Origin of the sequence: Parasphingorhabdus sp. (genome assembly GCF_039939955.1) — a bacterium.
GTDB lineage: Bacteria > Pseudomonadota > Alphaproteobacteria > Sphingomonadales > Sphingomonadaceae > Parasphingorhabdus.
Window position 1 is genome coordinate 1 of sequence record NZ_JBDVHS010000003.1, and the last position, 25,663, is coordinate 25,663.

The window sequence follows — 25,663 nt, forward strand, 5'->3', positions numbered from 1 at the left end:
CCTCGATGTCGGCTCATCACATCCTGGGGCTGGAGCAGGTCCCAAGGGTTTGGCTGTTCGCCAATTAAAGTGGTACGTGAGCTGGGTTCAGAACGTCGCGAGACAGTTTGGTCCCTATCTGCCGTGGGCGTCGATAATTGAGAGGAGTTGACCCTAGTACGAGAGGACCGGGTTGAACATACCTCTGGTGTACCAGTCATGCCGCCAGGCGTGCTGCTGGGTAGCTATGTATGGACGGGATAACCGCTGAAAGCATCTAAGCGGGAAGCCTCCCTCGAGATAAGTTATCATAGAGTCGTGGAAGACCACCACGTTGATAGGCTGGGTGTGGAAGCAGGGTAACCTGTGAAGCTAACCAGTCCTAATTACTCAATTCGCGCTTGTAGAATCCCGCCATCAACAACAATGTTGGAAAGCATTTTTGTCGATGAACGGACAATTAAGCTCGGCCCATGGTCAACATGCACGGATTTCACCCGCTTGGGCGTTATTCCGAGCATGATCTTACCACATCGATTAAAAGACCCGTGATTACAGCTTATGCGCTTGCTTCATTGCTTGGTGGCCATAGCGCCTGTGCCCCACCCGATCCCATCTCGAACTCGGCCGTGAAACCAGGTTGCGCCGATGGTACTTTGTCTTAAGGCATGGAAGAGTAGGACGTCGCCAGGCATTGCAGCAGGCGCATGGAGATGTAGTCACGAGGAAATAACCCATTCACTTTTTCAAAAGCGGCCTGTCCCAAATATGGGCCGGCCGCTTTTTTGATTTCCAGATCGGTTGAAATGACGATCTGGTGTGTTGGCGCGGGATGGAGCAGTCCGGTAGCTCGTCAGGCTCATAACCTGAAGGTCGTAGGTTCAAATCCTACTCCCGCAACCAAACAAATAAAGGGGTTAGTCGAAAGACTAGCCCCTTTATTTTTGGATTTGGCACAATTTTTTGTCTGATTGTGGGCCTTAGTAATGACTGCCCTGTCATCCGCGGAGTTCGAACGGCAGCACAAAATGAAAACCGAAACAGTCCAGAAAATTAGGGGCTATTCAGAGCTTGCGAATTGGCTTGCTTCACCCAGACGGCCAAGGCTTCTTGGCCCGTTTCTTCCAGTCCTTCGATCATTTCCTCTAGGACCGCTAAGTCTTCATTCTGACCCAGTTTGAAGCGTTCCTCGGTGCGCAGGATTTCGGCCCGGAAGCCGATGACGAGATTCGACAGCATTTCAAAACGGTCGCCCATTTGCTCTATTTTCCAAGCAGTTCCATTACGTTTTTCCATGCACGCGACGAGGCGTGACAGATGGGCCTTGGTATCTTCGGCGTCCGGCATCAACTGGATATTCACATGGAAAGTGGCGGAAGCAAACATCCAGGTCGGTGCAAGAGACTTGTTGGCAAGCCACGCGGTGGGGATGTAGGCGTCCGGACCTTTGTAGAGAATAACTCCATTTTTTTCGCTTTCGATTGCATTGATGTGCGGGTTGCTGCGCGCCATATGCCCTTCGATAGCAACAAGGTCTCCGCCATCCCCGAAGACCGGTATCATCGGCAATAAGGTGGAGTGTGCAGGAGACGGCGATGTGAGCCAGGCAAGCGGCTCTTCTTTGACCAGTCGCACCAAATTTTCACCGATCGCGCCGGGCATTTTTCTATGAACCATTTGTCCTCCGCCAAAATTCATATATTATCTAATACGTAAATAATTCGCAATTAGCTAATAAAAAGATAGCCAGTCAGGGATATCGGCGGTATCAGCGGATGAGCCGGGACCCGATTTGTGAGTGATCTCCGTATCGAGTTTCGAGGCAAGATGGATATCTCAGGAGGTAATATAGTGACGGATGGCGTTGATCTCGGCAATTTTGATTTCCAAACAGACGAAGGTGTGGGCAGCCGGGCGAACATTGCGCTAATCGCTCTTGAATATGACCAGACGATTGAGCACGAATTTAATCGGCTGACGATGGAGCCAGGCATCGGGGTGTATTGCACGCGCATCCGGAGTGTACCGGACGTCACGCCCGCGACGTTGCGCAAGATGGAAAATGAAATTTTGTCTGCCGTCGAAATGTTGCCGCCGGGAGTAGAGATGGATGTGGTTGCCTTCGGTTGTACATCGGCTGCATTCATAATCGGTGAGGATGTTGTAAGTGAGAAAATCCGGCAGGTACGACCGAATTGCGCCGTGACTGACCCGATAACAGCGGGTCTTGAAGCTATGAAATATCTCGGTGCAGGGAAGGTCGGATTACTGACCCCTTATATTCCAGAGTTGAATGAAGTGATCAGAGGGCGATTTGAAACGGCGGGGCACGAAGTTGTTTCGATGGGTTCGTTCTGCGAGGCCGACGACAATATTGTCGCGAAAATTGACCTTGCGTCGGTCAGGGATGCGATAAAACGTATCGCCGAAGCCCGGCCTTGCGACGCAATATTCATGTCGTGCACGAGTTTACGGGCGATCGATATCATCAATGAGCTAGAAGATGAATTGGGCATACCGATTACGACGAGTACCCATGCGCTAGCGTGGCATGCTATGCATCTTGGCCAGCTAACCCCGCAAAATGGGACGGGTGCTCTTTTCAGACGGGGCGCCGAGCGTAAGTGATTTAGGCCTCCGATCTAGTAGCCAGTTTCAAGACCGGCTACGAAGCTCTGCAAATGCTGATCGAAGCGCTCTGCGTCCTCGATGAAGAGTGCGTGCCCGCAACCGGAAATAAGCTTAAGCTCGGCATGAGGAATAATTGTACTGACGTTCTGGCTCATTGAGGGCAGCATAAGGGCATCTTCCTCTCCGTGGAGCAATAGAACCGGCTTGCGGAGACCAGCCATAACATCTTCGTAGTCGAGAATGCGTCCAACCATATTCCGCCGCACGATATATGGTATGTTTCCACAAACCGATTTGAGAGCGTCCAGCAGCGGTGGCTTCGGTGGTTCCGCGAACATTGCGTTGACAAAGGCCGCATCTCCTTCGCCGCGCAATTCGACATTTTCATCCAGCATTTTGGGAAAGGAATTAAGCAATTCCGCACCCAGATTGGCAGGGTCTTCCAGCAGATAACCGCCGAGAAAGACAAGACCAGCAACCGAAGCGTCACCATAGTGACGAAGATAATCCATGATTACCCGGGCTCCGAAAGACCAGCCGACGAGCACCGGATTTTGGGCTCCAGTTGCAGTGATAAGGTTATGCAGATCATCGGCCCAGAGTCTGCCATCTTCATAGGCATGTATTGAGTCCGGCTTCGCCGACGCGCCATGTCCCCTGAGATCAGGCGCGATCAACCTTGCAGATATTCCTAGCTGGCCGTTAAACTGGTTGCACCAGACCTCGCTGTTCTGAAAAAGACCGTGAACAAGAATGAATGTTCTGTGAGTTTCCACCTCGTTGTCGAGGGCGATCAGGTTACGATTATCGCTCGAGCGGAACCGCCGCTTCCTGGGTGGCGTCTCGAAAGCGAGCGGGCTCAAATCGCCGGGCTCGCATGCGGGTGGGGCTTTGTGCATCAGCTTATCCTTTGGGGGCCGCGATAGATTGTTGGGCTTGCTGGTCGCGTTCAGCTCTTATGACTTGCCAAATTCCCCAAGTGAGCACCGGCACAAGAAACACCGCAATTGAAATGAGGGTGAATGCACCATAGCCATGCGAAACCAGAGAGATCAGACCGATCCGTTCAGCTATGAATGCGGAAATCGCAAAAATTATAAGTCCTAAGCCTGCACGGTGTAAGGCAGTAAAGGGTCGATTTTGGTTCTTAATGGACTGAGCAAGCCGTTCGTTGAAACCATGTACGAAGGCTGCGCCAGTATCGATAATCGTTCCCAGCAAAAGAATCTGAAAGAATATCGTGAAAAAGGGAATATCTATCGCCGCCAAAAGGGCGTTGGTCGGGATCGCCTCGGATAGGATGCCCGGGTACAGGCTCAGCAATGACAGAAAGAGCAACAGTGCCGGTGCCATGATGATTGGCCCGGATAGCGCGCCTGCTATCAGCGTTTCCCGTCGGGTCCTGAGGTGACGAACACTGAACAGGATTGCGGGAACAATGCCGACATTCAAGGCGGCATATTTCGCGCCGTTGAACGCCCAATTTCCTGTGTCTTTCGCATGCCCGAAATGGCTTAACGCGTCATCTGAGAAGTAGCTGAGTGTAAAGATAATTAGTGCCGCATAACCAATATAGATAAAAATGGCCCAAATCGCGAACAGTTTGGTGATGAAATCGCTGCCTTTGAACACAATGAAACTGATAGCAATCATTGCGACTATGATCCCAACGATGTTGGGCGCGCCGGTCATACTATGGACAAGTTCGCCCGATGCAGCCCCGACTACCGATAGGACCAGCAACAGACCCACAAGGAATACAAGTTCGAAGACGAACCATGCAGGTCCAAGCAGTTGCTTTATGAATGTCTTATAGTCGTAGGCCCCTGATATTCGCGCCAATTCGAAGCTGACTGCGAGAGTGGTGCTCCATACGATAGTGGCGACAAGCAAACCCAAAAGTCCGCCCACCGCTCCTTGGGATAGAAGAAACTCCACGATCTCTCGTCCCGTTCCGTAGCCCCCGCCGATCACGACGGATTGCAGCACGAGGCCAGGGACGAAATAAATGCGGAAGATCCGTCGCAAGGATTTATCCCCTATTTTCCGTGTGGTTCCGGGAGTATGCCGGCCACCCGTTCTCGAGGATTTCGCGGGTTTCCGATATAGCGGTGAGCCACATTTCGAGCATATCTTCGTCGGCTGTTTGGGACAGCCCGCCATAGCTTCCGTTCCCGAGCAATGCGCGGGCCTCAACCGGTGATGACGCTTCGAGATGCATTTCGTCGATCGCTGGTTTGGTCGATGGAATTTGTTCTTCGATACGCGTCCAGGGAAAATTCTCGAACCAGTTAGCATGGTTTGGGTTGATCCCTATTTCCAGCGCTTTCTCCATCGTCCGTTCGGCTTGCCACCAGTTGTGAAAAATTATGGAATGGGTTGGAAATGCGGAGAGAACCTCCTGCGCAACAACCTTCGCGGGGCTGTTGCCGCCATGTCCGTTGACGATCAGCACTCTCCTGAACCCCCCGTTCATCAGCGAAGTGAGTATGTCTCTTACGACGCCAAGGAAAGTTTCGAGGCGGATCGATATCGTGCCCGGAAATGCTGCATGCGACGGCGTTGCAGAATAAGCGAGCACTGGGCAAACGGGTATGCCCAGTGGTTTTGCAGTTTCGATTGCCATGCGTTCAGCTAGGATCGCATCAACGCAAAGTGAAAGTGAAGCGTGTTGCTCGACACAGCCAAGCGGCAGGATGCATCTGTCGTCACGCGCCAGATATGTTTCCATCTGCTTCCAGTTCATGTCAGCGAATTGCATCGGAATTCCTCTCGTTAAGTTTCGGTGCGTGCCAGACAGTGATCCCACTCCTCGGGAGGGGCGAGCGCCTGAAGAATTTGGCGAGCGCGAACTTGTGCGCGGGTGAACCCGCGAAGCGCGCGAGCGGTCGCTGCCAGTTCATCATCTTTCGCCTTCTCGGCAGTGAGCGCGGGGATCGGCGTGCTAAAGGAATGTTTTGCGTCCAGCAGAAAGCCTCGAAGCCTGTCTTCCCCGTCCTTGGGTAGATTACACTCGCCGAGTGCCTTTTCCGCCGAGGTGATGAGATTGGCTGCATCGTCGCGGGCCTGCTTCACAAGTCCCCCGATCGTGTCGGCTAGTTCGACCTGCCAGTACGCGTTTGTTTCGTCATACAGGAAATATCCGTGTCCGGGCCGATTTGGCGAAACAGAACGGTGCGTGATTGGTCCGATCGCTGCCATGTAAGATCGCCTCGACGGTTCACCAGCTGCTACGAAGGCATTGAGCCTGTGTGCTGCGGATGGCCTGTGAAGATCCCCGCCATTCGCCATAGCCTGTTCGGCTTCCGGCCATGTAACGTTGCCTCTATCTGGTCCCCTGCGGAAGAGGTCAAGCATCGCGGCCAGATCGAGCTGGCCATTTTTCTCGATCAATCGATCATAGAAATATCTGTTCCGAGATACCGAGGATGTGGACCAGAATCGTCTGGTCAAGAGGCCCACGCCATCAGCCTCGGCGTTGGCACCCATATACTCCCAACCCTGAATGGCGTCCCATCGTGTATTTGGGCCAGGCGGGAAAACGTCCGAATCTATATGCTGGGAAATTACGTTGTTTGTCGCGTACAGAAAGTCATGAACCGCGCCGGACGGGCTTTCGGAGTGAGTTCGGATGGCTGCCTCGGGGCGATTCCGCGATTCCAGCACATAACCGCCCTTATCATCAGCATAAAAACCTCCGGGTGCGCCGAGCACGTGCCCAACATCGCCCGTCGGCAAAACCACCTCGCGATCAATCGCATCTTTTGCGGAGCTTGCGAAACGAAGATTATGGAGTGTCGAAATCCCTCGGGGAACGCCATGTCCCCATTCCGAATGATTTTCAGTGCACGCGCCTCCTCCGCCGTGATGGACGTAGGCTAGGCCTGCCGTATTGAAACCGGGATGTCCGGCGAAACCGAACCGGCCGACGCCGGGCACTGAGCCATTAACCGAAAACGGGGTGTAGATGAACGGATGTCCCTCGTCCGGATAGGCGATGATAGTGGCTTGAAAGGTGCAGTCGTGATCGGTCGAAGAAGAAAAGCAGAGTTCACCGGTTCGGGTGGCCTGACCCCAAGCCGCCGCTGCGCTGCACATGCCTTCACCGATATCAGCTGAATTACTGTCGATCTGGTGATCGCCAAAATAAGCGCCCATGACGCCGCCTCCGTCTGCGTCAAGAACGCCAATCGGCGCCGGTTCGGTTGCTGGCGCGAGAGTCCCCACCCAAAGAGCAAAAGCATGATCGGCATCAAGGGCGACCCCCTGCCGGGTCGCGCCAGCCGCCATCCCTTCCGCCATTTGAAGAATTTCGGGTGTAAGACGTGATGCCTGCTCGATCCATGCCTGTAGGTGATCCCTATCCAGCGCGCTGAAGGATTTCCCAGCCGCGGTTTCAAAAACGAAGGGGCCGAAAATATCAATGCACTGATGCGCATATTGACGGCCCATATCGAAAGATGATCCCGACAATATGACTATAGGGCAGATGCTTGGAACGATCGGTGTGTCATCGAACCAAATCAGACCATTCCGCTTGGTCAGTGAATAGCGGTCATCGACGCCATGAATCGTGTCGTCGTTCATCATTGCTCGCGCAATCGCGTTGGCCTCGTCGAAGCTGTCCGATGCTTTGGCGAGATCGTTCTCAGAACTGGTTCTGGTAGCGAAATCTGCGAGTTCGCCGGTCGATCTCCCATATAGCCATTTCCCCCGAGATAGGCGTAGAATGGCTGAATCGAGGGTCGCTAGGCGGGAGGCATAGCCGGGTGTGATTTCGGATTGGCCGCGCAGCGACATTGATGTGCGCAATATCCCATAATGGGCGCTTGCCATTTTGCGGATCGTTTTGCGAGCAAGCTCGGCCAGCCCCCGATCAGACATCCTCTGGCTCTTTGGCTACTGACCGGGAGTGCGACTTTTCATATGCAAGATCGGTGTTACTCATAATATTACGCATAAGACAAAATATATGCTAATACAATATATTATAGTAGCTGATTGCTAGCTGGGCGGGGCTGCCTTATTTGGTAAGGCGGCACGGGCCAGCGAGACCCAATATCGGGCGCCGAGTGGAATCAGGTCGTCATTAAAATCATATGCGGGATTGTGGACCATGCAGGCATGCGGGCCTTCCGCGCCATTGCCTGCCCAGATATAGCAACCCGGCCTTTCCTGAAGCATGAACGCGAAATCTTCGCCTGCCATTAATGGTGTGGGATTTGCGTCGACGGCGGCATCGCCAAATGTGTCTCGCAAGACGCTCAGGCATAGGTCGGTTTCTTCATTACTGTTGATGGTCGGTGGGTAGCCATATCTATAATTCACTTCGGCTGTACCCCCAAAGGCCTTGGCGATATCCGTGCAAAGCGTATGAATACGTGTTTCGATCAACTGTTGGTCAGCCAGATCGAAATAGCGAACCGTGCCGGCGAGGGTCGCCGTTTCCGGTATGACGTTATATGTGTCTCCAGATTCAATGCGGGTAACGGATAATACTGCTGACTGCATCGGATCGATGTTTCTTGAGACAACGGATTGCAGCGCAGTAACGAGCTGTGCTGCGATAAGAACCGGGTCCACTGTCTGGTCGGGCATCGCTGCATGCCCGCCTACCCCTGAAATCGTTATATCGAAACGGTCATAGCCTGCCATCATTGCTCCCGCTCTTACCGCAAAACCGCCGAGCGGAATGCCGGGAATATTGTGCATCCCGTATACGCCGGACATGGGGAATTTTTCGAACAGACCTTCTTCGACCATAACCCGTCCGCCACCCTCATTTTCTTCGGCTGGCTGGAAGATGAAGTAGATTGTTCCATCGAATCCCGTGTGTTCGGAGAGATACTGCGCCGCAGCCAACAGCATGGCAGTATGTCCGTCATGGCCGCAGGCATGCATCTTTCCATCAACTGCGGAGCAATGGTCAAAGCTGTTCCGTTCTTGAATCGGCAGTGCGTCCATATCTGCCCGCAGACCGATCGCCCGGTCTGACTGGCCCGCTGTCAATACGCCAACGACACCTGTGCGGGCCAAGCCGCGATGTACTTCCAGTCCAAACGATTCAAGCTGCTGGGCGACGACGCCAGCGGTCCGTTCTTCTTCGAACGCTGTTTCGGGATGACGGTGCAGATCCCGCCTAACGGCGACATGCGCCTCCGAATTGTCGGCAAAAAACTGAGCCGGGGAAACTTCATCTCTCATTTAACGCTATCCTTCGCAATGTCCTAATCGGTGAGCGCGGGCTCGAAGCAGATCATCAGTCCGTGGCACTCGCTTGGCGGAAGAATCAGGCGCTGGCCAATGATGGAATGTTCAATCCCGTTTTTCTCAAAATAAATCCGGGTGTTTTCAAAATTTGATGTCGTGAGATGCACGCCGGAAATAAAGGGCAGTGGGCGTGTACCGTCACGAGCAGGCTCGCCATATTTTTCGATAAAGGCTGACTGCTCTAAGATGAACAATGGAATCCGCCCGGGAGCGGCAGCTATGCAGCCAGGTCCGTATTCCTCAACAGTCCCACCCCAAATATCATATAAGGCATGCGCGGTCGCTAGTGGGTCGTCTGACATCGCGACTGTTGCAGTACACGATTGGGCACCATTGGGATGCTTTCGCCAAACATCGTTGAGATAAAAGTCGAGCGTGGTGATTTGCGAGGTTGATAGAAATAGAGGCGGATCAAGATCCGGCATGATGCAATTGCTGAAAGCGACGCGATAGGTTTCATCTTCAGGGCCGAATTGGTCAAACTCCAGCTCCAGCAAGATAGGCCGGAAGCCATGTTTCGGGTCTTTGTCGTGCCGCTGCATAAAGTGATCAAATGCCATGTGCGCATCATCGGTCCGCATGATCATGGAACCCGCGCCCTCCCGCCCTTCTCGGCTGCCTTTCAGCCATTTCTCGAGATAGGTAGGGATTTCTCCACCAGCGCCGCCCAATTGCATGAATTCGATATAGTTGGCGCAATCGGGTTCGTTCGGCGTCAGAAGGATACGGCGGTTAGCCACGCCGACCCCTTCAAGCGGCGTGATGGGCCCGATCGTAAAACCAAGGCGTTCATACGACCGCCCGACTTGGGACAAATCCCGGACGCCGCACATCAAGTGGTCAAATTCGCGGATCGGTTGCATCTTATTAGTCCTCGCTTCTAGAGTAAAATTGCAACGCGTAAATACATATGACGCAGAGCACCGCCGGAATGGCAAGAAAATAGAAGGCATGCGAAGGCGCCCAGCCAAGGGAGAGGACCAAGCCGCCTGCTATCGGGCCTACGATTGCGCCCAGCCTTCCTGCCGATAGTGCGGCCCCAACGCCCGCACTTCTTATGCTGGTGGGATAGAAATTCGCTGCCAGCGCATTGATCGCCAGCTGCGGCCCCAGAATGGCCGCTCCGGCAAGTGCCGACAAGACGAAGACAGCGGCCACCATGCTCCCACTCCACGCCAATAGCGGTGTGCAAACCGCCGCCAACAGATACATAATGCCAATCGATCTATAGGGGTTCACGGTATCGATGCTCCTGCCGAGGGCGATTCCGGCGAGAATCCCGCCGACATTGAACAACGCCGCCGCATAGATCGCGCTCTGCAAGCTAAAACCCATGTCTGAGAGAATAGTCGGCAACCAGTTGAGCATCAGATACAGCATCATAAGGTTGAGAGCGAACAACAGCCACAGGAGCAGCGTCCCGATTGCTCTTTGGTCTAGGAAAAGGCTACGGATCGAGCCATGCTGCATTGGCGCTTCCGCTGTGATGAACTCGTCTTTCTCATCTATGTCATGAGTTGGATCGATGCGCGCGAGTAACCTTCCGACCTTGATCAGGTTCGTCCTCCGGTCTGCCAGCAGGCGGATCGATTCCGGTAAGAACAGGATGAGCACGATGGTCAGCATCAGCGGGAGGGCGCCCCCGAGTATGAACGCAGACCGCCATCCCATGTTCGAGATTAGCGGACTGGCGGCGATACCGCCTAATGCAGCACCCAAAGGGAAACCCGCTGAAATAACGGCAACTATCGTCGAACGCAGTCGTTTCGGTGAATATTCAGAAACCAATGCGATTGCGTTGGGGATCGTTCCGCCGAGGCCGATTCCAGTCAGGAAGCGATATAACATAAGCTCATTCATGTCCGTGGCGCGTGCGGTTAACAGCGTAAAAAAGCCGACGGCAGCAAAGGACGCGATGGTGATGGTCTTGCGACCGAAACGGTCGCCGCAGGCTCCTAGTACAATCGCTCCAACCATCAAGCCGAGGAGGCTCGATGAAAAGGCCGGCCCCAATGCTGCGCGTTCCACGCCCCACTCGTCGGCAATCGCTGGCGCCACGAATGCGATGACTTGCGTGTCATATCCTTCAAGTAGCGCAATAAGAAAGCATAGTGCGACGACCCTAATCTGAAACCGGCCAAGGGGAAGCGCATCGATCCGCTTCGCAATATCTATCTGCTGTCCTTGCGCCATTAAAACCCCAATCTACAAAAATCTGTCTTCAGCATTACGGCGTTCCCTTTTTTGGCCATCGGCAATTTAGTCCAAACACCGAATCGAATATGCGATATAACTCTAGCCATATCGAATATAACCCATTAACACATATATTGTCTAATAAATGATATTATACCCATGGTCAACGAACAGGCCTTCACCGTAGGAAAAAGTCAATATGTCAAAAAAAAATGCACCGAAAATCCTATCTTCTGCCGCTCGCCGTCGCTGTTTCGGAAAGACGAAGGCCGTCGCCATGGCAGGCACGCTAATGTCCGCGCTTTTTGTCGGCTCCGTTTCCGTATCAGCCAAACCGGCATTGCAGGCTGAAATTCGCTGGACTGAATATGGCGTCCCGCATGTACGGGCGAAGGATTACGCGGGGCTCGGCTATGGCTATGGATATGCTTCGGCAAAAAACCAATATTGTTTGATTGCCGACCATCTCATTACGCTGCGCGGCGAGCGATCACGACATTTCGGCCGGGACGGGATGGCTACCGTCGGATTTCTACCAACCACCAATATCAATGCGGACCTATTCTACCGGTTGCAATTATCGCAGGCTGTGACGGATCGCGCAGCTGCGCAATTGAACTCTGACGCTCGCGAATTAGCAAGGGGATATGCCGCCGGACTCAATCGTTTCGTGACCGAAAACTCGGAAGGAAATGTCGGGCAATCATGCAACTTGTCTTTTGAGCCGGAGTTTACGGAATCGGATGTTATTCGTGCTGCGTTGGCAGTCGGAGTTATTTGGAACGCTTTTCATGTCGCTCCGTTCACGGAAGCGTCTGTCTGGGGCGCGCAATCCGATCAGGTCGCGGCGGTGACGCCCCCTGTGCAGGATGTGATTCCAAGCGGTATCGGCAGCAACGTATGGGCTTATGGCGGCGATGTCGTCGCTGAAGGTGACGGGGCGTTCGTTATCGCCAATCCTCATACTCGTTGGGGGAAGCATTGGTTGAGACTGCATCAGATGCACCTTACAATCGCTGACGAAATCGACGTTGCGGGCGCAGGTTTTTTGGGTCTGCCGCTTCCCGTCGTCGGCTTCACCAAAGATATGGCCTGGAGCATTCAGGCGCCATCAACGGTAGGCTTTTACGTTCTGCAAAAAAGGGAGGTTGATAGCGAAGGATCAAATCCGACTTATGTTGTCGACGGCGAGCGCTTCCCGATTTCGTTTCGCGATATTGATATCGAAGTAGCAGACGAAAATGGTAGCGTACAAACCGAGACCTTTAAGTTTGCAATGGCCGGCGGGTCCCCGGTCTATCGGCTCCCCGAAGGTCCGGGCCGCCCGGAGGGATGGTATACCGTGACGGACGCTGGCGAAAGCGCGGCTGGGGCGTATAATCAGTTTCTAGGACTTTCACGTGCTGACAATGTTGATCAGGCGAGAGACGTCATTGCCGACAATCGAGGGCTGGGCGCTCATGTCGTTGCCGGAGATCGCAGTGGAGGCGTGTTGTACATTGAGGCTGGTCCCATGCTGGCGGTCTCCGATCAGCGCTTGCAAGATTGCCGTTTGAGTAGTGTCAGCGCACCAAATATCCTTGATGGCACGCGCTCGGCATGTGGTTTGCGCACGCAATCCGGAGCGCCGGACCTATTGGAGGAGGACGGGTTTCCAACTATTGTCTCACGCGGGATCGTTCAGAATACGAACAACAGCTATCTTCATTCCGAATATGGGATAGTGCAGGAACCGCGCTCTGTGCTTTTCGGCGATCCCCGCGCTGGACGAGCGGACTTGAGGTTGGAGATGTCCGAGCGCCGGCTCGGGGAGGTGGTCGCAGACGAAATGGTATCATTTGACGAAGCGCGCGCTGTTGTCATGGACAACCGCAACTTCGCGGCGGAGACTTGGCTCGATCAGATTCTGGAAGTTTGTAAGTCAAACGGAGACGAGCAAGTGCGATCCGCCTGCGTGGTTCTCGCGGGTTGGGACCGGCGTAACGATAGGGACAGTCGCGGGACTTTATTGTTTCAACAACTCTGGTCGCGGATATTCGCCAATCCCTCAATCCGACCTGCCTATGATCCTGCGCAGCCGTTTGTGTATACGCCTCTGTCGCTTGATGACCAAGGTACGGTAGTCCTTGTTGCTGCTTTGAAGGAAGCCGTCACGGTGATAGAATCGGCGGGGCTGCAGATTGATGCTCCATGGGGCTCGGTGTTGCGCCATGCGAGCACGTCCGAAGGCGCGGTGCCACTGCATGGCGGCAATGTTGATGCAGGTGTCCTCAATTCCTTGGGCGGTGTTGGCCTTACCAGTGATGGTTATGCCCAGATCGCAGCCGGAACAGCTTATCTTCAATTTGTGCGTTGGGATGACGCGGGCGTGCAGGCTGATGTTGTGCTTGCCCACGGCCAGTCCAGCGATCCGGCATCACCCCATTATTTCGACCAAATTGATCGCTACTCTGACCAGTCGTTATGGCGTTTTCCGTTTGACCGAGATGCTGTAGAAGCGGAAACGGTCGAGATACGTGTCTTGTCGGACCAGGATCAACGAGCAACTAAATTATCTGATTAAGGTCTCGAATTGCTGCAGGCCTTACACGGACATCCGTATTGGCCGGCATTACCTTTTCCTTGGATTGGTCCGCCATTGTAGCGCCCAATCCAAGGGAACGGCTTACAATCGCATTGATTGGCCCTTACCCTAAAGGTCCGCGGATGCCATATCGGTGTGGCATAGCGGTCGGCAAAACACCGATTATCGAGTTTGGGGCGAAATATCTGGTCACGTTGCAGTGTCCGGAAAGGTCGAGACGCGTATCTGGTCTGACGAGGATCGATGATCAGTCGATTTTTGTGATCGAGGCCCTGGATTGTAGCAGGCCTTGCTGGAATACCGACATCGGTCGGCAACACTCTCTCCTAGATCGAGCTGCCATCGTGGCACGCGATCCAGGAGAGAGTTTAGAGGTTCATTGATGAGCTAGAATCTGAAAGTTCCGCTGATCCCATATCGGCGTGGATTAACGGTCGCCAAAACACCGGTGATCGAGTTCGGCGTGAAATATCCGGTTACGTAGTTTTCGTCGAAGACATTCTCGACAAAAGCTAGCATTTCGAATGATCCGATATCGAAGCCAACCCTGAGATTCACATAATCATACTCATCCACGAAATCCGGGGCTGCCACGCGGCTTTCATTGTCGGTAAAGAGACTGTCGCGGAAGACATATTCAAGCCGGAGAAAGGCATCGCTTCCGCTGCTAAACGAGTGGTTATACTGGGCAGATACGCTGGCGGACAATTCCGGTGCGAGTGGAAGGCGATTACCAGAAGCGTCCGCGGTCGTGCCCGTTGAATCGATGATAGCATTTGGGAAACTTCCGAAGCGCGAATTCTGATAGCCAAATGAGCTCTCTAATACGAGCCCATCGACCGGTTCAACCATCAAGCTAACTTCAATACCCTTAGACGTCGCTTCGGCACCGTTTTGCGTAACTGTTCCGCTCGCAAATGTCGCTGGATCGATGAAAAAGCTGGAAACCTGAATGTCTGTCCAGTCGATCAGGAAAAGCGATGCGTCTAGACGGACGCGATTGTCCGGCGATGCCAATTTGACGCCGACTTCATAGTTCCAAAGCGTTTCGCTGTCGAACGTTGACGGCAGCCCCAGATTTGGAAAAGTGGTTGTGGCCAAATTGAAGCCTCCCGGTTTTCCGCCGCGGGAGACCGTCGCGTATATGTTGATGTCGTCCGCGATTTCGTAATTGGCTGCGAAACGAGGCAGAAAGTTGTCAAACGACGCTTCACCGGCTTGGGATTGCGGAACTGCAGTGAAGGGCGGGAACACGGCGTTGCGTTCCGCGAAGAAGCTCGTCGCTACCTTATCATGTTGCCATCGTAGTCCTGCGCTAACCGTCAGCGCACTATCCGGACTGGTCCAGCTCACTTCACCGAACATGCCAAAAGAGGTAACGTCCGCCGTGAGGAGATCATTGATAGGGGTGATTTCCGTTCCGGCCGGTGGGAGGGCCGCCGCTGGGAGACCTAGCAGATCTCTGAAAAACGCAATCGAAAAGGGGCGGCGCTGGAACCGAGTACTGCTGTCTTCAGCATAAACGCCGCCCAACATCCAGTTCAAACCCGTTGTCTCGTTCGACTGAAGCCTAAGTTCGGTGCTCCAGCTTTCCAGGTCGGCGAATGATTCGTCGTTCCACAAATCGAGGCCTGACTGATCTGCTTCGCCGTTGGTCGTTGAGTGATGGTCGATATACCCGGTTACCGATATGATCGAAAAATTATCGAGATCATACTGGACGCGTCCCGTGAAGATCGATGTTTCAGCATCGATATCTCTATTCCGGTCGGTTTGGATGGTGTTCCGATTATCAGGAAAGAATCCAGCATCGAGAGTGAATATCGGAAAGCCGAGAGCGGCTAATGTGTCTCCCTGGATCCCTGTTGGGACACTGTTGAGAAAACCCTGCTCATGGTGCTGGTGGGAGCCGGTAATGTCCACGGTCAATCGGTCGTCTGGCTGAAACCTCAACGCACCACGAAACGCGTAACTCGTATGGTCGTTGGTGCCGCTGCTTGGCCCTTCGTTCTTCAGAAATCCAGCGCTGTCCTCGACATAGCCGTTAAACCGGGCGAATACCGTGTCGCTCAACGGAACGTTTACGGCCCCAGAAAGTCGGAAGGTGTTGAAGCGTTCATACCCTGCTGAAACGTGGCCCCCGAAATCCGCCGATGGTTTCACGGTCGTTATACTAATGGCTCCGCCTGATGCATTACGGCCGAACAGCGTACTTTGCGGCCCGCGTAGCACTTCAATACGTGCCACGTCGACAAGCTGCTGGTCAAAGGTCGCATTTTCGACGACCGGCGCAACGTTGAACTCATCAACATAGAAACCGACCACATTTTGGGTGCCGCCGATATTTGATATACCCCGGATCGATACATTGTTGCTGAGCTTTGAGCCTTCGTTGACGAAGGCGACATTTGGCGTGAGGTCAAAATAATCACCGATCTCATCCAGATTTTGGCGTTCTATCATCTCTGTGTCGAAGATCGCAACGCTGATCGGTACATCCAGCACCGATTGTTCGCGTCTTTGAGCGGTAACAACGATGACATTGCTGTCGACTTCTTCTTGGCCGTCTTGGCTATGGGCAACCGTTGGAACGGAAGCAGCCAAAGCTGCAAGGCACAAACTGCCATAACGTCCATGTGAAATAAGTGACTGTCTCACAAGACTGTTGTTTGGGTTTTCTACAAACGAAAAATTGTGTTTTGCTTTAGTAATTTGGTCCATTTGGGCCCCCTGCTATTCAATTTTACCGGAAACCGGCTGTCACCTTGGTTACAATAATATTACCTAAATGCAAATGAATTCACTAAAAGATAATAACATTTGATTTTCGTCATCGTCAAGAATTACACGCGCTGGTGATTCAGAACGGCGGTTTGTTTGCGGCAGCAGGTATCGGGTCGCTTGGTTTCGCAGGGCGCCTGCCGACCGACGGCTGGGGCCGAGTGAACTAGAATCGCATTGGCGAGCGGGACAACCATTTGGTTGACGTATTTCATCGTTGTTGGGAAGTGGCGCGACTCTCAAGCCGTGACAATAGCCAGCTTCATTCGGACAGCGAAATCGACCTGCAGGTTTCGGCAAGCGCCTTTTTAGTCGCTTCGTCTTCCAGCAGTGGCAAATGTTCTGCACCGATCAGCGTGATCACGGCTTGCGCTTCCCCTTGGCTGTCGAGGATGGGGGCGGCGATAGCGCAAAGGCCGGGGATGAACGTGCTATCGATCGTCGCGAATCCACCATCGCACACTTCATTTTTCAGCTGTTGGACGTCTGCTTTTTTGACCGGCAGATGGGTTTGGCCGACCATACGTTTGTTGGCTGCCAACTCCTTGGTGATGAGGGCAGATGTTAGGCCATCCGGCAGGAATGGAAGAAAAGCACGCCCCGTAGCAGAAGAAAGTAACGGAAAAACGGATCCGAGCATAAGCGACGTAACCAGAGAATCGGCTGATCGATGCCACCGGACGATGGTTGGTCCTTGGGGCCCCCAGACTGACAGGAGACTCGTATAGCCCAGTTCGGCAGTCAGTTCGCGCATCGCATCATGTGCGACGTCAATCACGTCGAAACGAGACAGCGCGGCTAGGCCTAACTTTAGGGCCGCAGGGCCTAAGTCGTAACGGCCGGTCTTGGGATCCTGTCGGACGAATCCCGTTCGAATGAAGCTAGAAAGATAGCGATGGGTCTTGCTCGATGGCATATCGGTGAGTTGACTTAGGTCACGCAAGGGTACGGCAGTGCCAGCTCCGGCCAGGGCCAAAAGTATCTTGGTGCTGACCTCGACGGATTGAATGCCACGTCGCTCGCCTTCTGAGGCCGATGGCGGCTTTCCTCTTCTGCTCAAAGCTGGTCCCTTATTTTGCCCATTGGTGAAAATGGTGAATGTTCATGACGCTGGCGCGTTGTCAAGCGCTTCCTCCAAAATCACGGGTTGCAATACGTGGCCCCATTGAGTAGTGCTGTGTCTCAATAAGTAATATATTACACAATGGTGAAATATGAAGGAAGCCAATATGAACGCAGTTGATCGCGATGCAGGCGACGGATTGGGCGCGTTCTACGACGATTTGGTTCAGCATAACCTGGCTCCATTGTGGGAAGTTTTGCATGATCTAGTGCCGCGTCAGCCTGGATGCCGGGCTGGCCCAGCACTTTGGAATTTTTCTGTCATACGCGAGCATTTGATGCGGTCCGGCGACCTGATTTCTGCTGCACAGGCTGAGCGGCGGGTTCTTATTCTCGAAAATCCGAACATGGTGGGGGAATCCGCAATCACGCCGTTGCTCTATGCGGGGATGCAACTCGTTCTGCCCGGAGAGGTCGCGCCTTGTCATCGCCACGCGCAAAGTGCCTTGCGCTTTGTCATGGAGGGCGAGGGAGGGACCACAGCGGTCAATGGCGAAAAGGTGGCAATGCGGCCCTTTGATCTAGTTCTGACGCCTTCCGGGCTTTGGCATGACCATGCCAACGAATCCTCGGAGCCGATGATTTGGCTTGATGGTCTGGATATTCCGCTACTTCAGCATCTTTCGTCTGGCTATGCTGAAAAATTGGATGAGTATAGCCACCCGGAAACCCGGCCTCCGGGTGATACGCTGGCTCGATATGGAAAAAATCTTCGTCCGGCGCGGCGCGTTGAGTTTGACGACGCTCTGAGGGACCAACCTTTGTTCCACTATCCGTTTAGCGAATGGCGCGAGTCTCTCGATGTTATCGCCCGTTCTGAGGCGCCGCACCCTCATGATGGCATACGGATGGAATTTACCAATCCAGTCACGGGTGGCAGCGTGATGAAAACGCTTTCGGCATTTTGTCAGCTGGTCCCCAAGGGCATGGATACAAAGGCAAAGCGAAGCACGGACAGCTCAGTATTTGTGGTGTGCAGCGGGAGCGGCTCGGTGAAGATCGGGGAGGAGTATTTTCATGTTCACGAAAAGGATGTTTTTGTTGTCCCAGCCTGGAACCCGCTGAGCTTTTCGGCGGACGAGGATCTCGTCCTTTTTAGTTTTTCCGACAAGGCGGTGCAGGATCGCTTGTCTCTCTGGTTTGAAGAATTGTTTTGAGGAAATATTATGTCACTGACCCACAATAAACCCGAATCGGTCTACGCTGAAGTGCATGGAACAGATGATCGTTATCCAGTCCGCCGGATATACTGCGTCGGGCGGAACTATGCGGCGCATAAAGAAGAGATGGGCCATGGGGATGATCGGGATCCTCCTTTCTTCTTTACCAAATGGGCGGACACTTATGTCCCCTCGGGCAGCGTGATCGCCTATCCGTCGGCAACGGAAAATTACCACTATGAGGTTGAACTGGTCGTTGCCATCGGCCGCGGTGGGAGTTGCATAGCGCAGCAGGATGCGAGCAGTCATATATTCGGATATGCAGTGGGGCTCGATATGACGCGGCGTGATCTACAGTTGGTGGCGCGCGAAAAGGGCAGACCGTGGGATGCGGGTAAAAATTTTGATCAGGCTGCTCCGATTGGAAAAATTGTCCCGGTTTCGCAAACAGGGGAGCTCTCAAAAGCTCGGATCTTGCTCGAAGTAAATGGTGAAACCCGCCAAGAAGCGGACATTGGAGATCTCATCTGGAATGTCGACGAGATCATAGAAAGCCTTTCTAAGCTCTATGTGTTAGCACCGGGTGATCTCATTATGACGGGTACTCCTGCCGGTGTGGGACCGGTCACCGCCGGAGACAGTCTCGTAGGGCAGATCGACGGATTGCCTGACATCTCGGTCGCCATTGCGGCGCGGAACTGAGTGGCAGGACGGTTATATGAAACTATATGACTTTCCCCGCTCTTCTGCATCCTTTCGCGTCCGTATCGCGCTCAATCTCAAAGGCTGCCAATATGAAACGGTCAAAGTCGATTTTGCGACCGGCGATCAGATGGCGCCCAGTTATCGTCAGGTAAACCCTAGTGGTCTTGTCCCGTTTGTAGAGTTCGATGATGGCGTTCGACTTTCGCAGTCTATGGCGATCATGAAGTATCTGGATCGATTATATCCGTCGCCTCGTCTTCTCCCCGAAAATGTTGCAGACGAGGCTGCGGTTATGGAAATGGCGATGACCATCGCCTGTGATATCCATCCGCTGAACAACCTGCGTGTCCTGAAATATCTGGAACAGGAATTGGGCGCGGACGAGGCAGCGCGGCAAGCCTGGTATGCCAATTGGGTGCGCGCCGGCTTTTCTGGTCTTGAGGCGTTAGTGGCTGCGCGGAGTGGCGGAGCGCGCTGCTTCGGCGACGAACTCACGGCCGTTGACGTCTGCCTTGTGCCGCAAATGTTTAACGCTCGACGTTTTTCCGTGCCGTTGGACGATTTTTCTACACTGGTCGAGATTGATCGTGTGCTGCAGGACATTCCCGCGTTCAGGGATGCAGCGCCATAGTTTTCTGCATTTTCTGCCAATCGCTAATTCCGAGCGCCGTCGGTGTGGCAGCATAAGATTCCAATTTATTCAAAATTAATATTGTCCATTATAAAAAATATTGTATATTAAAATAATATTGTGAAATGACGGAGACGAATATGAACGGCTTGAAGCAGGAGCAGGCAGGGCGCTGTTGGCCCGAAGAAGCCTCGCGCGTCCCGTTGTGGGTTTACTCGGATCCATCTGTTTATGCTGACGAAATGGAACGTATTTTCTACGGCGATCACTGGTCCTACGTTGCTCTAGAGGCTGAAATTCCAGAAGTTGGCGATTACAAGACAACTTTTATAGGAGAGCGTTCCGTGATCGTCGTGCGAACTGGCGACGATGAAATTGCCGTCCATGAAAATCGATGCGCGCATCGCGGCGCACGATTTTGTCGTGAGAAGTTTGGCAAGGCGAAAGAATTTGCATGTCCTTACCATCAATGGGTCTATTCGCTTGAGGGTGAACTCCAAGCCGTGCCATTTCAACGTGGGGTGCGGCGCAAGGGAGGCATGCCTGAATCGTTCGACTTGAAGGACAACGGGCTCAATCGCCTGCGTGTCCAGTGTGAAAATGGTATCATTTGGGCGACATTCTCTCAGGAAACGCCGGACTTTAAGGAGTATCTGGGGGAGCGTATGTACGCTCATTATCAGCGTGTATATGACGGCCGTCCCCTGAAGGTGCTCGGATACAACCGACAGCACATTCCGGCGAACTGGAAAATGATGATGGAGAATATCAAGGATTCCTATCACCCGGGCTTGCTACATGTTTTCTTCAGCACCTTTGGCCTGTTTCGCGCCGACCAGGAATCGGCGACAGAGTTGGATGATACTGGCAGGCACGGCATTCTTATCTCGCGCAAGGGTGAGCAGGAACTCAATGACGTCAGCGGTTCGATCCGCTCTTTTGACGGAGACCTCGAGCTCTCTGACACCCGGCTGATCGAGTATGAGCATGAGTGGTCCACGCCGCAGACGGTGGGGATGATCACGGTATTTCCGTCCGCCATTCTTCAGCAACAAGTGAACTCGCTCTCAACGCGCCAGATCATCCCCAAGGGGGCTGGCGGATTCGATTTCGTCTGGACCCATTTTGGTTATGCCGATGACGATGAAGAGATGACTCAGCGCAGATTATTGCAAGCGAACCTATTTGGCCCCGCGGGCATTGTTTCCGCAGAAGACGGAGAGGTTATCGAATATTGCCAAGAAGGCGCAACCGGCAATGCAAGCCAGAACGCAATGATAGAAATGGGTGGGCATGAGATTGAATGCACTGACTATATGATCACCGAGACCGCAATTCGAGGCATGTATGCCTATTACAAAAAAATCATGGGTTTCTAGGTGGCGGTATGATGATGACAGAAACTGATCCCGTGTCCGAAGCCATATTGCGCTTTTACCACCGATACGATGCCGCGCTTGATGATAGATTGCTCGACGAGTGGCCGAATTTCTTCGCCGACGACGGATTGTATCGGATAACCACAAGAGAAAATTGGGACGGCGGATATCCTCTGTCCACGGTGCTTTGTGAAGGAGTGGGAATGATGCGGGATCGTGCAGTAGCGATCCAGACATCCATGACCTACACGCCCCGCGCCTACAGGCGCTTCCAGTCCGGTACTCTTGTTCTGGACCGGTCGGGCATCGAAGTGGAAACGCGATCCAATTTTCTTGTACTAGAGACGCTTCCTGATCGGCAGTCCCAGGTCGCATATTGCGGTGTCAGCTACGACCGGATTCGACTTGATGGCCCAGATATGCGTTTCAGTAAGCGCGTCTGTGTGCTCGATACCGAGATGATCTCAAACTCGCTTATCTATCCGATCTAGGGGCAAGAATATGACAAAGGAATGGGTCCGCGTCGGCGCGGTTTCCGATTTTAGTGAAGACGGTGTTTTTGGCGCGAAGATTGGCAGTTCACGGATCGCTCTTTACCAAGTCGATGAGGAAATCTTTGCGACCGATGACTATTGTACGCATGGCTTTGCCCGACTTTCACGCGGGTTCCTCGAAGACGGTTTAATCGAATGTCCGGTTCATCAAGGCTTGTTCGACGTCAAAACCGGTGCACCCAAAGCACTGCCCTGTACGGAACCATTGCAAACCTACGACACGCGCCGGGACGGCGCTGACATCTTCGTCCTCTGGAGCGAAAGTGGTGAAGATTGACCCATGCTGCTGACCAAACACGTGCGGATGATCGGTATGTTGTCAATGCACTTACCGGGCAACGGGCGGTCATAACGGGTGCGGCGGGTGGCATAGGAGAGGCTACGGCCCGGGCCTTCGCTGCTGCAGGTGTCAAGCTGGCCTTGATCGATATCGAAGGCTCCAGACTTTCATCGCTGGCGGAAATACTCCGTTCCCAAGGGGCGGAGGTACATATTTTTGACGTAGACATTTCCAATGCTCAACAAGTTAACGAGGCTGTTGAAGGTGCGAGCACCGCTCTTGGTGGGATCGACATACTGGTCCACAGCGCGGGAATAGGAGTGGAGTCCTTGTTCGTCGATACGACCGATGAGCAATGGCAACGGATTCTGGATGTTGATCTAACAGGCAGTTTCCTCGTGCTGCGCGCAGTAGCGCGCATCATGGCGGTTGCACGCTATGGCCGGATTATCACTATTTCATCTACCGCCGGCGTTCGTGGGGGAACGCGGCGCGCAGCATACGGCGCTGCAAAGGCTGGCGTTATCATGCTGACGCGCGTTCTCGCGGTGGAGTTGGCAGATCAGGGCATCACCGCCAACTGTCTCGCGCCCGGGGCTATCGAGACCGAACTGGTGCAAGAGATGCATTCTCTCGAAACACGGACAACCTATCGAGCGGCGATCCCGGCTGATCGTTACGGCACTCCGGATGATGTCGCGCATGCCGCGCTATTTCTCGCATCACCGCGGTCCGGATATGTGAATGGGCATATTCTTGCGGTTGATGGGGGGTTTCTCGCTGCGGGGCTGATAATCCGATGAATTCATTATATAAATTACTGATATCTCTTTGTCAGCAGGAGCATATATGAAAGCACTTATAAAGCGGGAGGCCGGTGAAGGGCTTTGGTTGGAAGATGTCCCGGAGCCGGAAATGGGGGTGAATGATGTCCTCATTAAGGTGAAGCGTACCGCGATATGCGGTACCGATGTTCATATCTACAAATGGGATGACTGGGCGCAGAAAACAGTTCCGACGCCGATGATCGTTGGCCATGAGTTTGTGGGAGAGATTGTCGATATCGGATCAAACGTGAACGATTATTCTGTGGGAATGATTGTTTCTGGCGAAGGCCATATCGTTTGCGGGCGTTGCCGCAACTGCATGGCAGGCAGGCGCCACCTTTGTCCGCACACCAGCGGCATTGGAGTCAATCGTCCCGGCGCTTTCGCAGAGTATATTACTATTCCGAATGCCAATGTATGGCATCATTCTGATGATATCGACCTCGACGTCGCGAGTTTTTTTGACGCCTACGGGAATGCCGCTCATACCGCCCTTCAGTGGGATTTGCTCGGAGAAGACGTGCTCATCACTGGAGCTGGTCCTATCGGCGCGATGGCAGCTGCGATCGCTAGGCACGCAGGTGCTCGCCATGTCGTCATAACCGATGTCAATGATTTTCGTCTCGCATTGGCCGAGAAAGTTGGCGCTACCCGCACTGTCAATGTCGGGAGGGAGACCCTAGCCGACGTTCAGCGCGAGCTTGGTATGGCGGAAGGATTTGATGTCGGGCTTGAAATGTCGGGAAGCGCCGATGCTTTCCGTGATATGCTGGCCAATATATGTCACGGCGGAAAAGTTTCGATGCTTGGGATTCCATCGGGCGATGTCGCGATCGACTGGAATGTGGTGATATTCAATATGTTGAATATCAAAGGGATCTATGGACGAGAAATTTTTGAAACTTGGTATAAAATGACTGTAATGATGCAATCCGGCCTCGACCTTGACCCGATCATCACGCACCGGTTTGATTATCCTGATTTTCAACAGGGATTCGATGCCATGCTTTCCGGAAATTCCGGGAAGGTCGTTCTGAACTGGGAAATTTAGTATGTACGGCGGATTCAAAGATCATCTTCAAGCGGAAATATCCGCAATCAAAAAGGCCGGATTTTTTAAGCGCGAGCGCGTCATTACCACGGCACAAAACACCGAGGTTGGCATCTCTTCGGGAGAAACGTTACTGAATCTCTGTGCGAACAACTATCTGGGTCTGGCGCAGGACGCTCGGGTAAGAGATGCGGCAAAGAAAGGGTTGGACAGATGGGGTTACGGCGTGGCGTCGGTGCGGTTCATCTGCGGGACTCAAAGTGTCCACAGAAAGCTCGAAGAGTCCCTCACAGCCTTTTTTGGTCTGGAAGACACAATTCTATACCCATCATGTTACGATGCTAATGGAGGCCTGTTCGAAACCCTTTTAGGTGACCAAGACGCGATTATTTCCGATGAGTTGAACCACGCATCGATCATTGACGGGATTCGTTTGTCCAAGGCTAAGCGGTATCGCTATCGCAACAATGACATGGAGGATCTTGAAGCGCAGCTGAAAGCGTCAGATCAGGCGGGCGCTCGCTTCAAACTAATAACGACCGATGGTGTGTTCTCTATGGACGGCTCGCTCGCGAAGCTCGATGAAATATGCACTCTTGCGGAACGATATGACGCCTTGGTGCATGTTGATGATAGCCATGCAACGGGCGTTATCGGACCAAGAGGGCGGGGTACGCCAGCGCATTTTGAGTGTATGGACCGGATCGATATCCTGACCGGGACTCTGGGCAAAGCGCTTGGCGGCGCAAGTGGCGGCTTTACTTCGGCGAGAGGTGAGATTGTGGAACTGTTGCGTCAGCGGTCAAGGCCCTATCTGTTTTCCAATACGGTCGCTCCATCGCTCGTTGCGGGCGCTATTGAGGCCCTTGATCTTGCGAGCAAGGGAGATGCGCTGCGCGATCGCCTCCAAAAGAATATGTCGTTCTTTCGGGAAGGACTAGCAGCAGCCGGTTTCGATCTTTTGCCGGGCAACCATCCCATCATTCCCGTCATGCTGTACGATGCTAACAAGGCATCCGCCTTTGCCGAGGCATTGTTGGCGCACGAAATCTACGTCACCCCGTTTTCATATCCCGTGGTGCCCGAAGGTAAGGCACGGATCAGATGTCAAATTTCTGCCGCGCACACGCTTTCCGAGATCGAGCATGCTATCAAAGCTTTCGCGGCGGTGAAGGAGGAACTGGACTCGTAATGGTTTAGTTGCATTCACTTGTCTTCCATTGCGTCACCCTAGCTTCGAAAACCAAGGGGCTTAGCCCTCCGAAAAGTCGCCCATTGTGCAATTCTAATATGTAGCTGAGGATCAGCTCGCCGATTAGGCCGAGTATAAAACTAGCGGCATTTTCGACCGGTGCCGAACTGCTTGAAATTTCAGATCGAACGGGACGGGTGCTAAATGATGCGATCAAGTGCATTGCGAATATTCATCGGCGAGCTCAGGGGGGAGCTGGCTGGCTCATAACCTGAAAGTCGTAGGTTCAAATCCTCCCGCCGTAACCAGCCCGAAAGCAGC

At 53.3% G+C, this 25,663-nt stretch carries 21 protein-coding genes, 1 tRNA gene and 2 rRNA genes; 14 read left to right on the top strand and 10 right to left on the bottom strand.

The window, feature by feature from the left end; all coding sequences use genetic code 11:
- The 3 genes from ABJG22_RS03095 to ABJG22_RS03105 all read left to right on the top strand — a co-directional run.
- Positions 1 to 384: ribosomal RNA gene (locus tag ABJG22_RS03095) — 23S ribosomal RNA — on the top strand; the annotation flags it as partial.
- 173 nt (positions 385 to 557) lie between these two features.
- A 5S ribosomal RNA gene (rrf, locus tag ABJG22_RS03100) occupies positions 558 to 672 on the top strand.
- 133 nt (positions 673 to 805) lie between these two features.
- Positions 806 to 882 (top strand) — tRNA-Met (locus ABJG22_RS03105).
- A 150-nt stretch (positions 883 to 1,032) separates the two neighbouring features.
- On the opposite strand, the gene ABJG22_RS03110 is transcribed toward ABJG22_RS03105, so the two are convergent.
- Positions 1,033 to 1,677 carry an FMN-binding negative transcriptional regulator gene (locus tag ABJG22_RS03110; protein ID WP_348018788.1) on the bottom strand — a complete coding sequence of 215 codons (645 nt, stop codon included), beginning with the start codon at positions 1,675 to 1,677 and terminating at the stop codon, positions 1,033 to 1,035.
- A 96-nt stretch (positions 1,678 to 1,773) separates the two neighbouring features.
- On the opposite strand from ABJG22_RS03110, the gene ABJG22_RS03115 reads away from it, so the two are divergent.
- A complete protein-coding gene (locus ABJG22_RS03115) occupies positions 1,774 to 2,607 on the top strand; it encodes an aspartate/glutamate racemase family protein (RefSeq protein WP_348018789.1) in 834 nt (277 codons plus the stop codon).
- Between the two features lie 14 nt (positions 2,608 to 2,621).
- Here ABJG22_RS03115 and ABJG22_RS03120 read toward each other — a convergent pair whose 3' ends face one another.
- From ABJG22_RS03120 to ABJG22_RS03150, 7 genes are all read right to left on the bottom strand, one after another.
- Positions 2,622 to 3,473, bottom strand: coding sequence for an alpha/beta hydrolase (locus tag ABJG22_RS03120; RefSeq protein WP_348018790.1), 852 nt, complete (start codon positions 3,471 to 3,473; stop codon positions 2,622 to 2,624).
- A 40-nt stretch (positions 3,474 to 3,513) separates the two neighbouring features.
- A complete protein-coding gene (locus ABJG22_RS03125; protein WP_348018791.1) occupies positions 3,514 to 4,638 on the bottom strand; it encodes a hypothetical protein in 1,125 nt (374 codons plus the stop codon).
- A 4-nt stretch (positions 4,639 to 4,642) separates the two neighbouring features.
- Positions 4,643 to 5,371, bottom strand: a complete 729-nt coding sequence (locus tag ABJG22_RS03130; RefSeq protein ID WP_348018792.1) for a creatininase family protein — start codon at positions 5,369 to 5,371, stop codon at positions 4,643 to 4,645.
- A 14-nt stretch (positions 5,372 to 5,385) separates the two neighbouring features.
- Entirely contained in the window at positions 5,386 to 7,494 is a 2,109-nt protein-coding gene (locus tag ABJG22_RS03135; protein ID WP_348018793.1) for a hypothetical protein, read from the bottom strand.
- Between the two features lie 120 nt (positions 7,495 to 7,614).
- The gene (locus tag ABJG22_RS03140) at positions 7,615 to 8,814 is read right to left on the bottom strand and encodes a M20 aminoacylase family protein (RefSeq protein ID WP_348018794.1); all 1,200 of its coding nucleotides are present in this window, start codon (positions 8,812 to 8,814) and stop codon (positions 7,615 to 7,617) included.
- 23 nt (positions 8,815 to 8,837) lie between these two features.
- On the bottom strand, positions 8,838 to 9,743 hold the full coding sequence (locus ABJG22_RS03145) for a VOC family protein (protein ID WP_348018795.1): 906 nt from the start codon (positions 9,741 to 9,743) through the stop codon (positions 8,838 to 8,840).
- 4 nt (positions 9,744 to 9,747) lie between these two features.
- Complete coding sequence (locus ABJG22_RS03150; RefSeq protein WP_348018796.1) at positions 9,748 to 11,073, bottom strand: MFS transporter; 1,326 nt, start codon at positions 11,071 to 11,073, stop codon at positions 9,748 to 9,750.
- A 202-nt stretch (positions 11,074 to 11,275) separates the two neighbouring features.
- Between ABJG22_RS03150 and ABJG22_RS03155 the strand changes: the two genes are divergently transcribed.
- Positions 11,276 to 13,639: a penicillin acylase family protein gene (locus tag ABJG22_RS03155; protein WP_348018797.1), complete on the top strand. Its 2,364-nt coding sequence runs from the start codon at positions 11,276 to 11,278 to the stop codon at positions 13,637 to 13,639.
- 408 nt (positions 13,640 to 14,047) lie between these two features.
- Here ABJG22_RS03155 and ABJG22_RS03160 read toward each other — a convergent pair whose 3' ends face one another.
- The gene (locus tag ABJG22_RS03160; protein WP_348018798.1) at positions 14,048 to 16,264 is read right to left on the bottom strand and encodes a TonB-dependent receptor; all 2,217 of its coding nucleotides are present in this window, start codon (positions 16,262 to 16,264) and stop codon (positions 14,048 to 14,050) included.
- Between the two features lie 439 nt (positions 16,265 to 16,703).
- Entirely contained in the window at positions 16,704 to 17,501 is a 798-nt protein-coding gene (locus ABJG22_RS03165; RefSeq protein ID WP_348018799.1) for an IclR family transcriptional regulator, read from the bottom strand.
- 169 nt (positions 17,502 to 17,670) lie between these two features.
- Between ABJG22_RS03165 and gtdA the strand changes: the two genes are divergently transcribed.
- The 9 genes from gtdA to ABJG22_RS03210 all read left to right on the top strand — a co-directional run bounded on the left by gtdA (position 17,671) and on the right by ABJG22_RS03210 (position 25,342).
- Complete coding sequence (gene gtdA / locus ABJG22_RS03170; RefSeq protein WP_348018800.1) at positions 17,671 to 18,720, top strand: gentisate 1,2-dioxygenase; 1,050 nt, start codon at positions 17,671 to 17,673, stop codon at positions 18,718 to 18,720.
- A 9-nt stretch (positions 18,721 to 18,729) separates the two neighbouring features.
- Positions 18,730 to 19,425 (top strand): fumarylacetoacetate hydrolase family protein, encoded by a 696-nt coding sequence (locus ABJG22_RS03175; RefSeq protein ID WP_348018801.1) that lies wholly within the window; start codon positions 18,730 to 18,732, stop codon positions 19,423 to 19,425.
- Positions 19,426 to 19,441: 16 nt separating this feature from the next.
- Positions 19,442 to 20,059 (top strand): maleylacetoacetate isomerase, encoded by a 618-nt coding sequence (gene maiA / locus ABJG22_RS03180; protein WP_348018802.1) that lies wholly within the window; start codon positions 19,442 to 19,444, stop codon positions 20,057 to 20,059.
- Positions 20,060 to 20,199: 140 nt separating this feature from the next.
- Positions 20,200 to 21,438, top strand: coding sequence for an aromatic ring-hydroxylating dioxygenase subunit alpha (locus ABJG22_RS03185; RefSeq protein WP_348018803.1), 1,239 nt, complete (start codon positions 20,200 to 20,202; stop codon positions 21,436 to 21,438).
- Between the two features lie 8 nt (positions 21,439 to 21,446).
- Complete coding sequence (locus ABJG22_RS03190; RefSeq protein ID WP_348018804.1) at positions 21,447 to 21,929, top strand: aromatic-ring-hydroxylating dioxygenase subunit beta; 483 nt, start codon at positions 21,447 to 21,449, stop codon at positions 21,927 to 21,929.
- A 10-nt stretch (positions 21,930 to 21,939) separates the two neighbouring features.
- Positions 21,940 to 22,269: a non-heme iron oxygenase ferredoxin subunit gene (locus ABJG22_RS03195; RefSeq protein WP_348018805.1), complete on the top strand. Its 330-nt coding sequence runs from the start codon at positions 21,940 to 21,942 to the stop codon at positions 22,267 to 22,269.
- The gene (locus tag ABJG22_RS03200; protein WP_348018806.1) at positions 22,266 to 23,075 is read left to right on the top strand and encodes an SDR family NAD(P)-dependent oxidoreductase; all 810 of its coding nucleotides are present in this window, start codon (positions 22,266 to 22,268) and stop codon (positions 23,073 to 23,075) included. Before ABJG22_RS03195 ends, ABJG22_RS03200 begins: the two co-directional genes overlap by 4 nt.
- A 46-nt stretch (positions 23,076 to 23,121) precedes the next feature.
- Positions 23,122 to 24,150 carry an L-threonine 3-dehydrogenase gene (gene tdh, locus ABJG22_RS03205; protein WP_348018807.1) on the top strand — a complete coding sequence of 343 codons (1,029 nt, stop codon included), beginning with the start codon at positions 23,122 to 23,124 and terminating at the stop codon, positions 24,148 to 24,150.
- Between the two features lies 1 nt (position 24,151).
- Positions 24,152 to 25,342 (top strand): glycine C-acetyltransferase, encoded by a 1,191-nt coding sequence (locus ABJG22_RS03210; RefSeq protein WP_348018808.1) that lies wholly within the window; start codon positions 24,152 to 24,154, stop codon positions 25,340 to 25,342.
- Positions 25,343 to 25,663 lie beyond the last annotated feature (321 nt).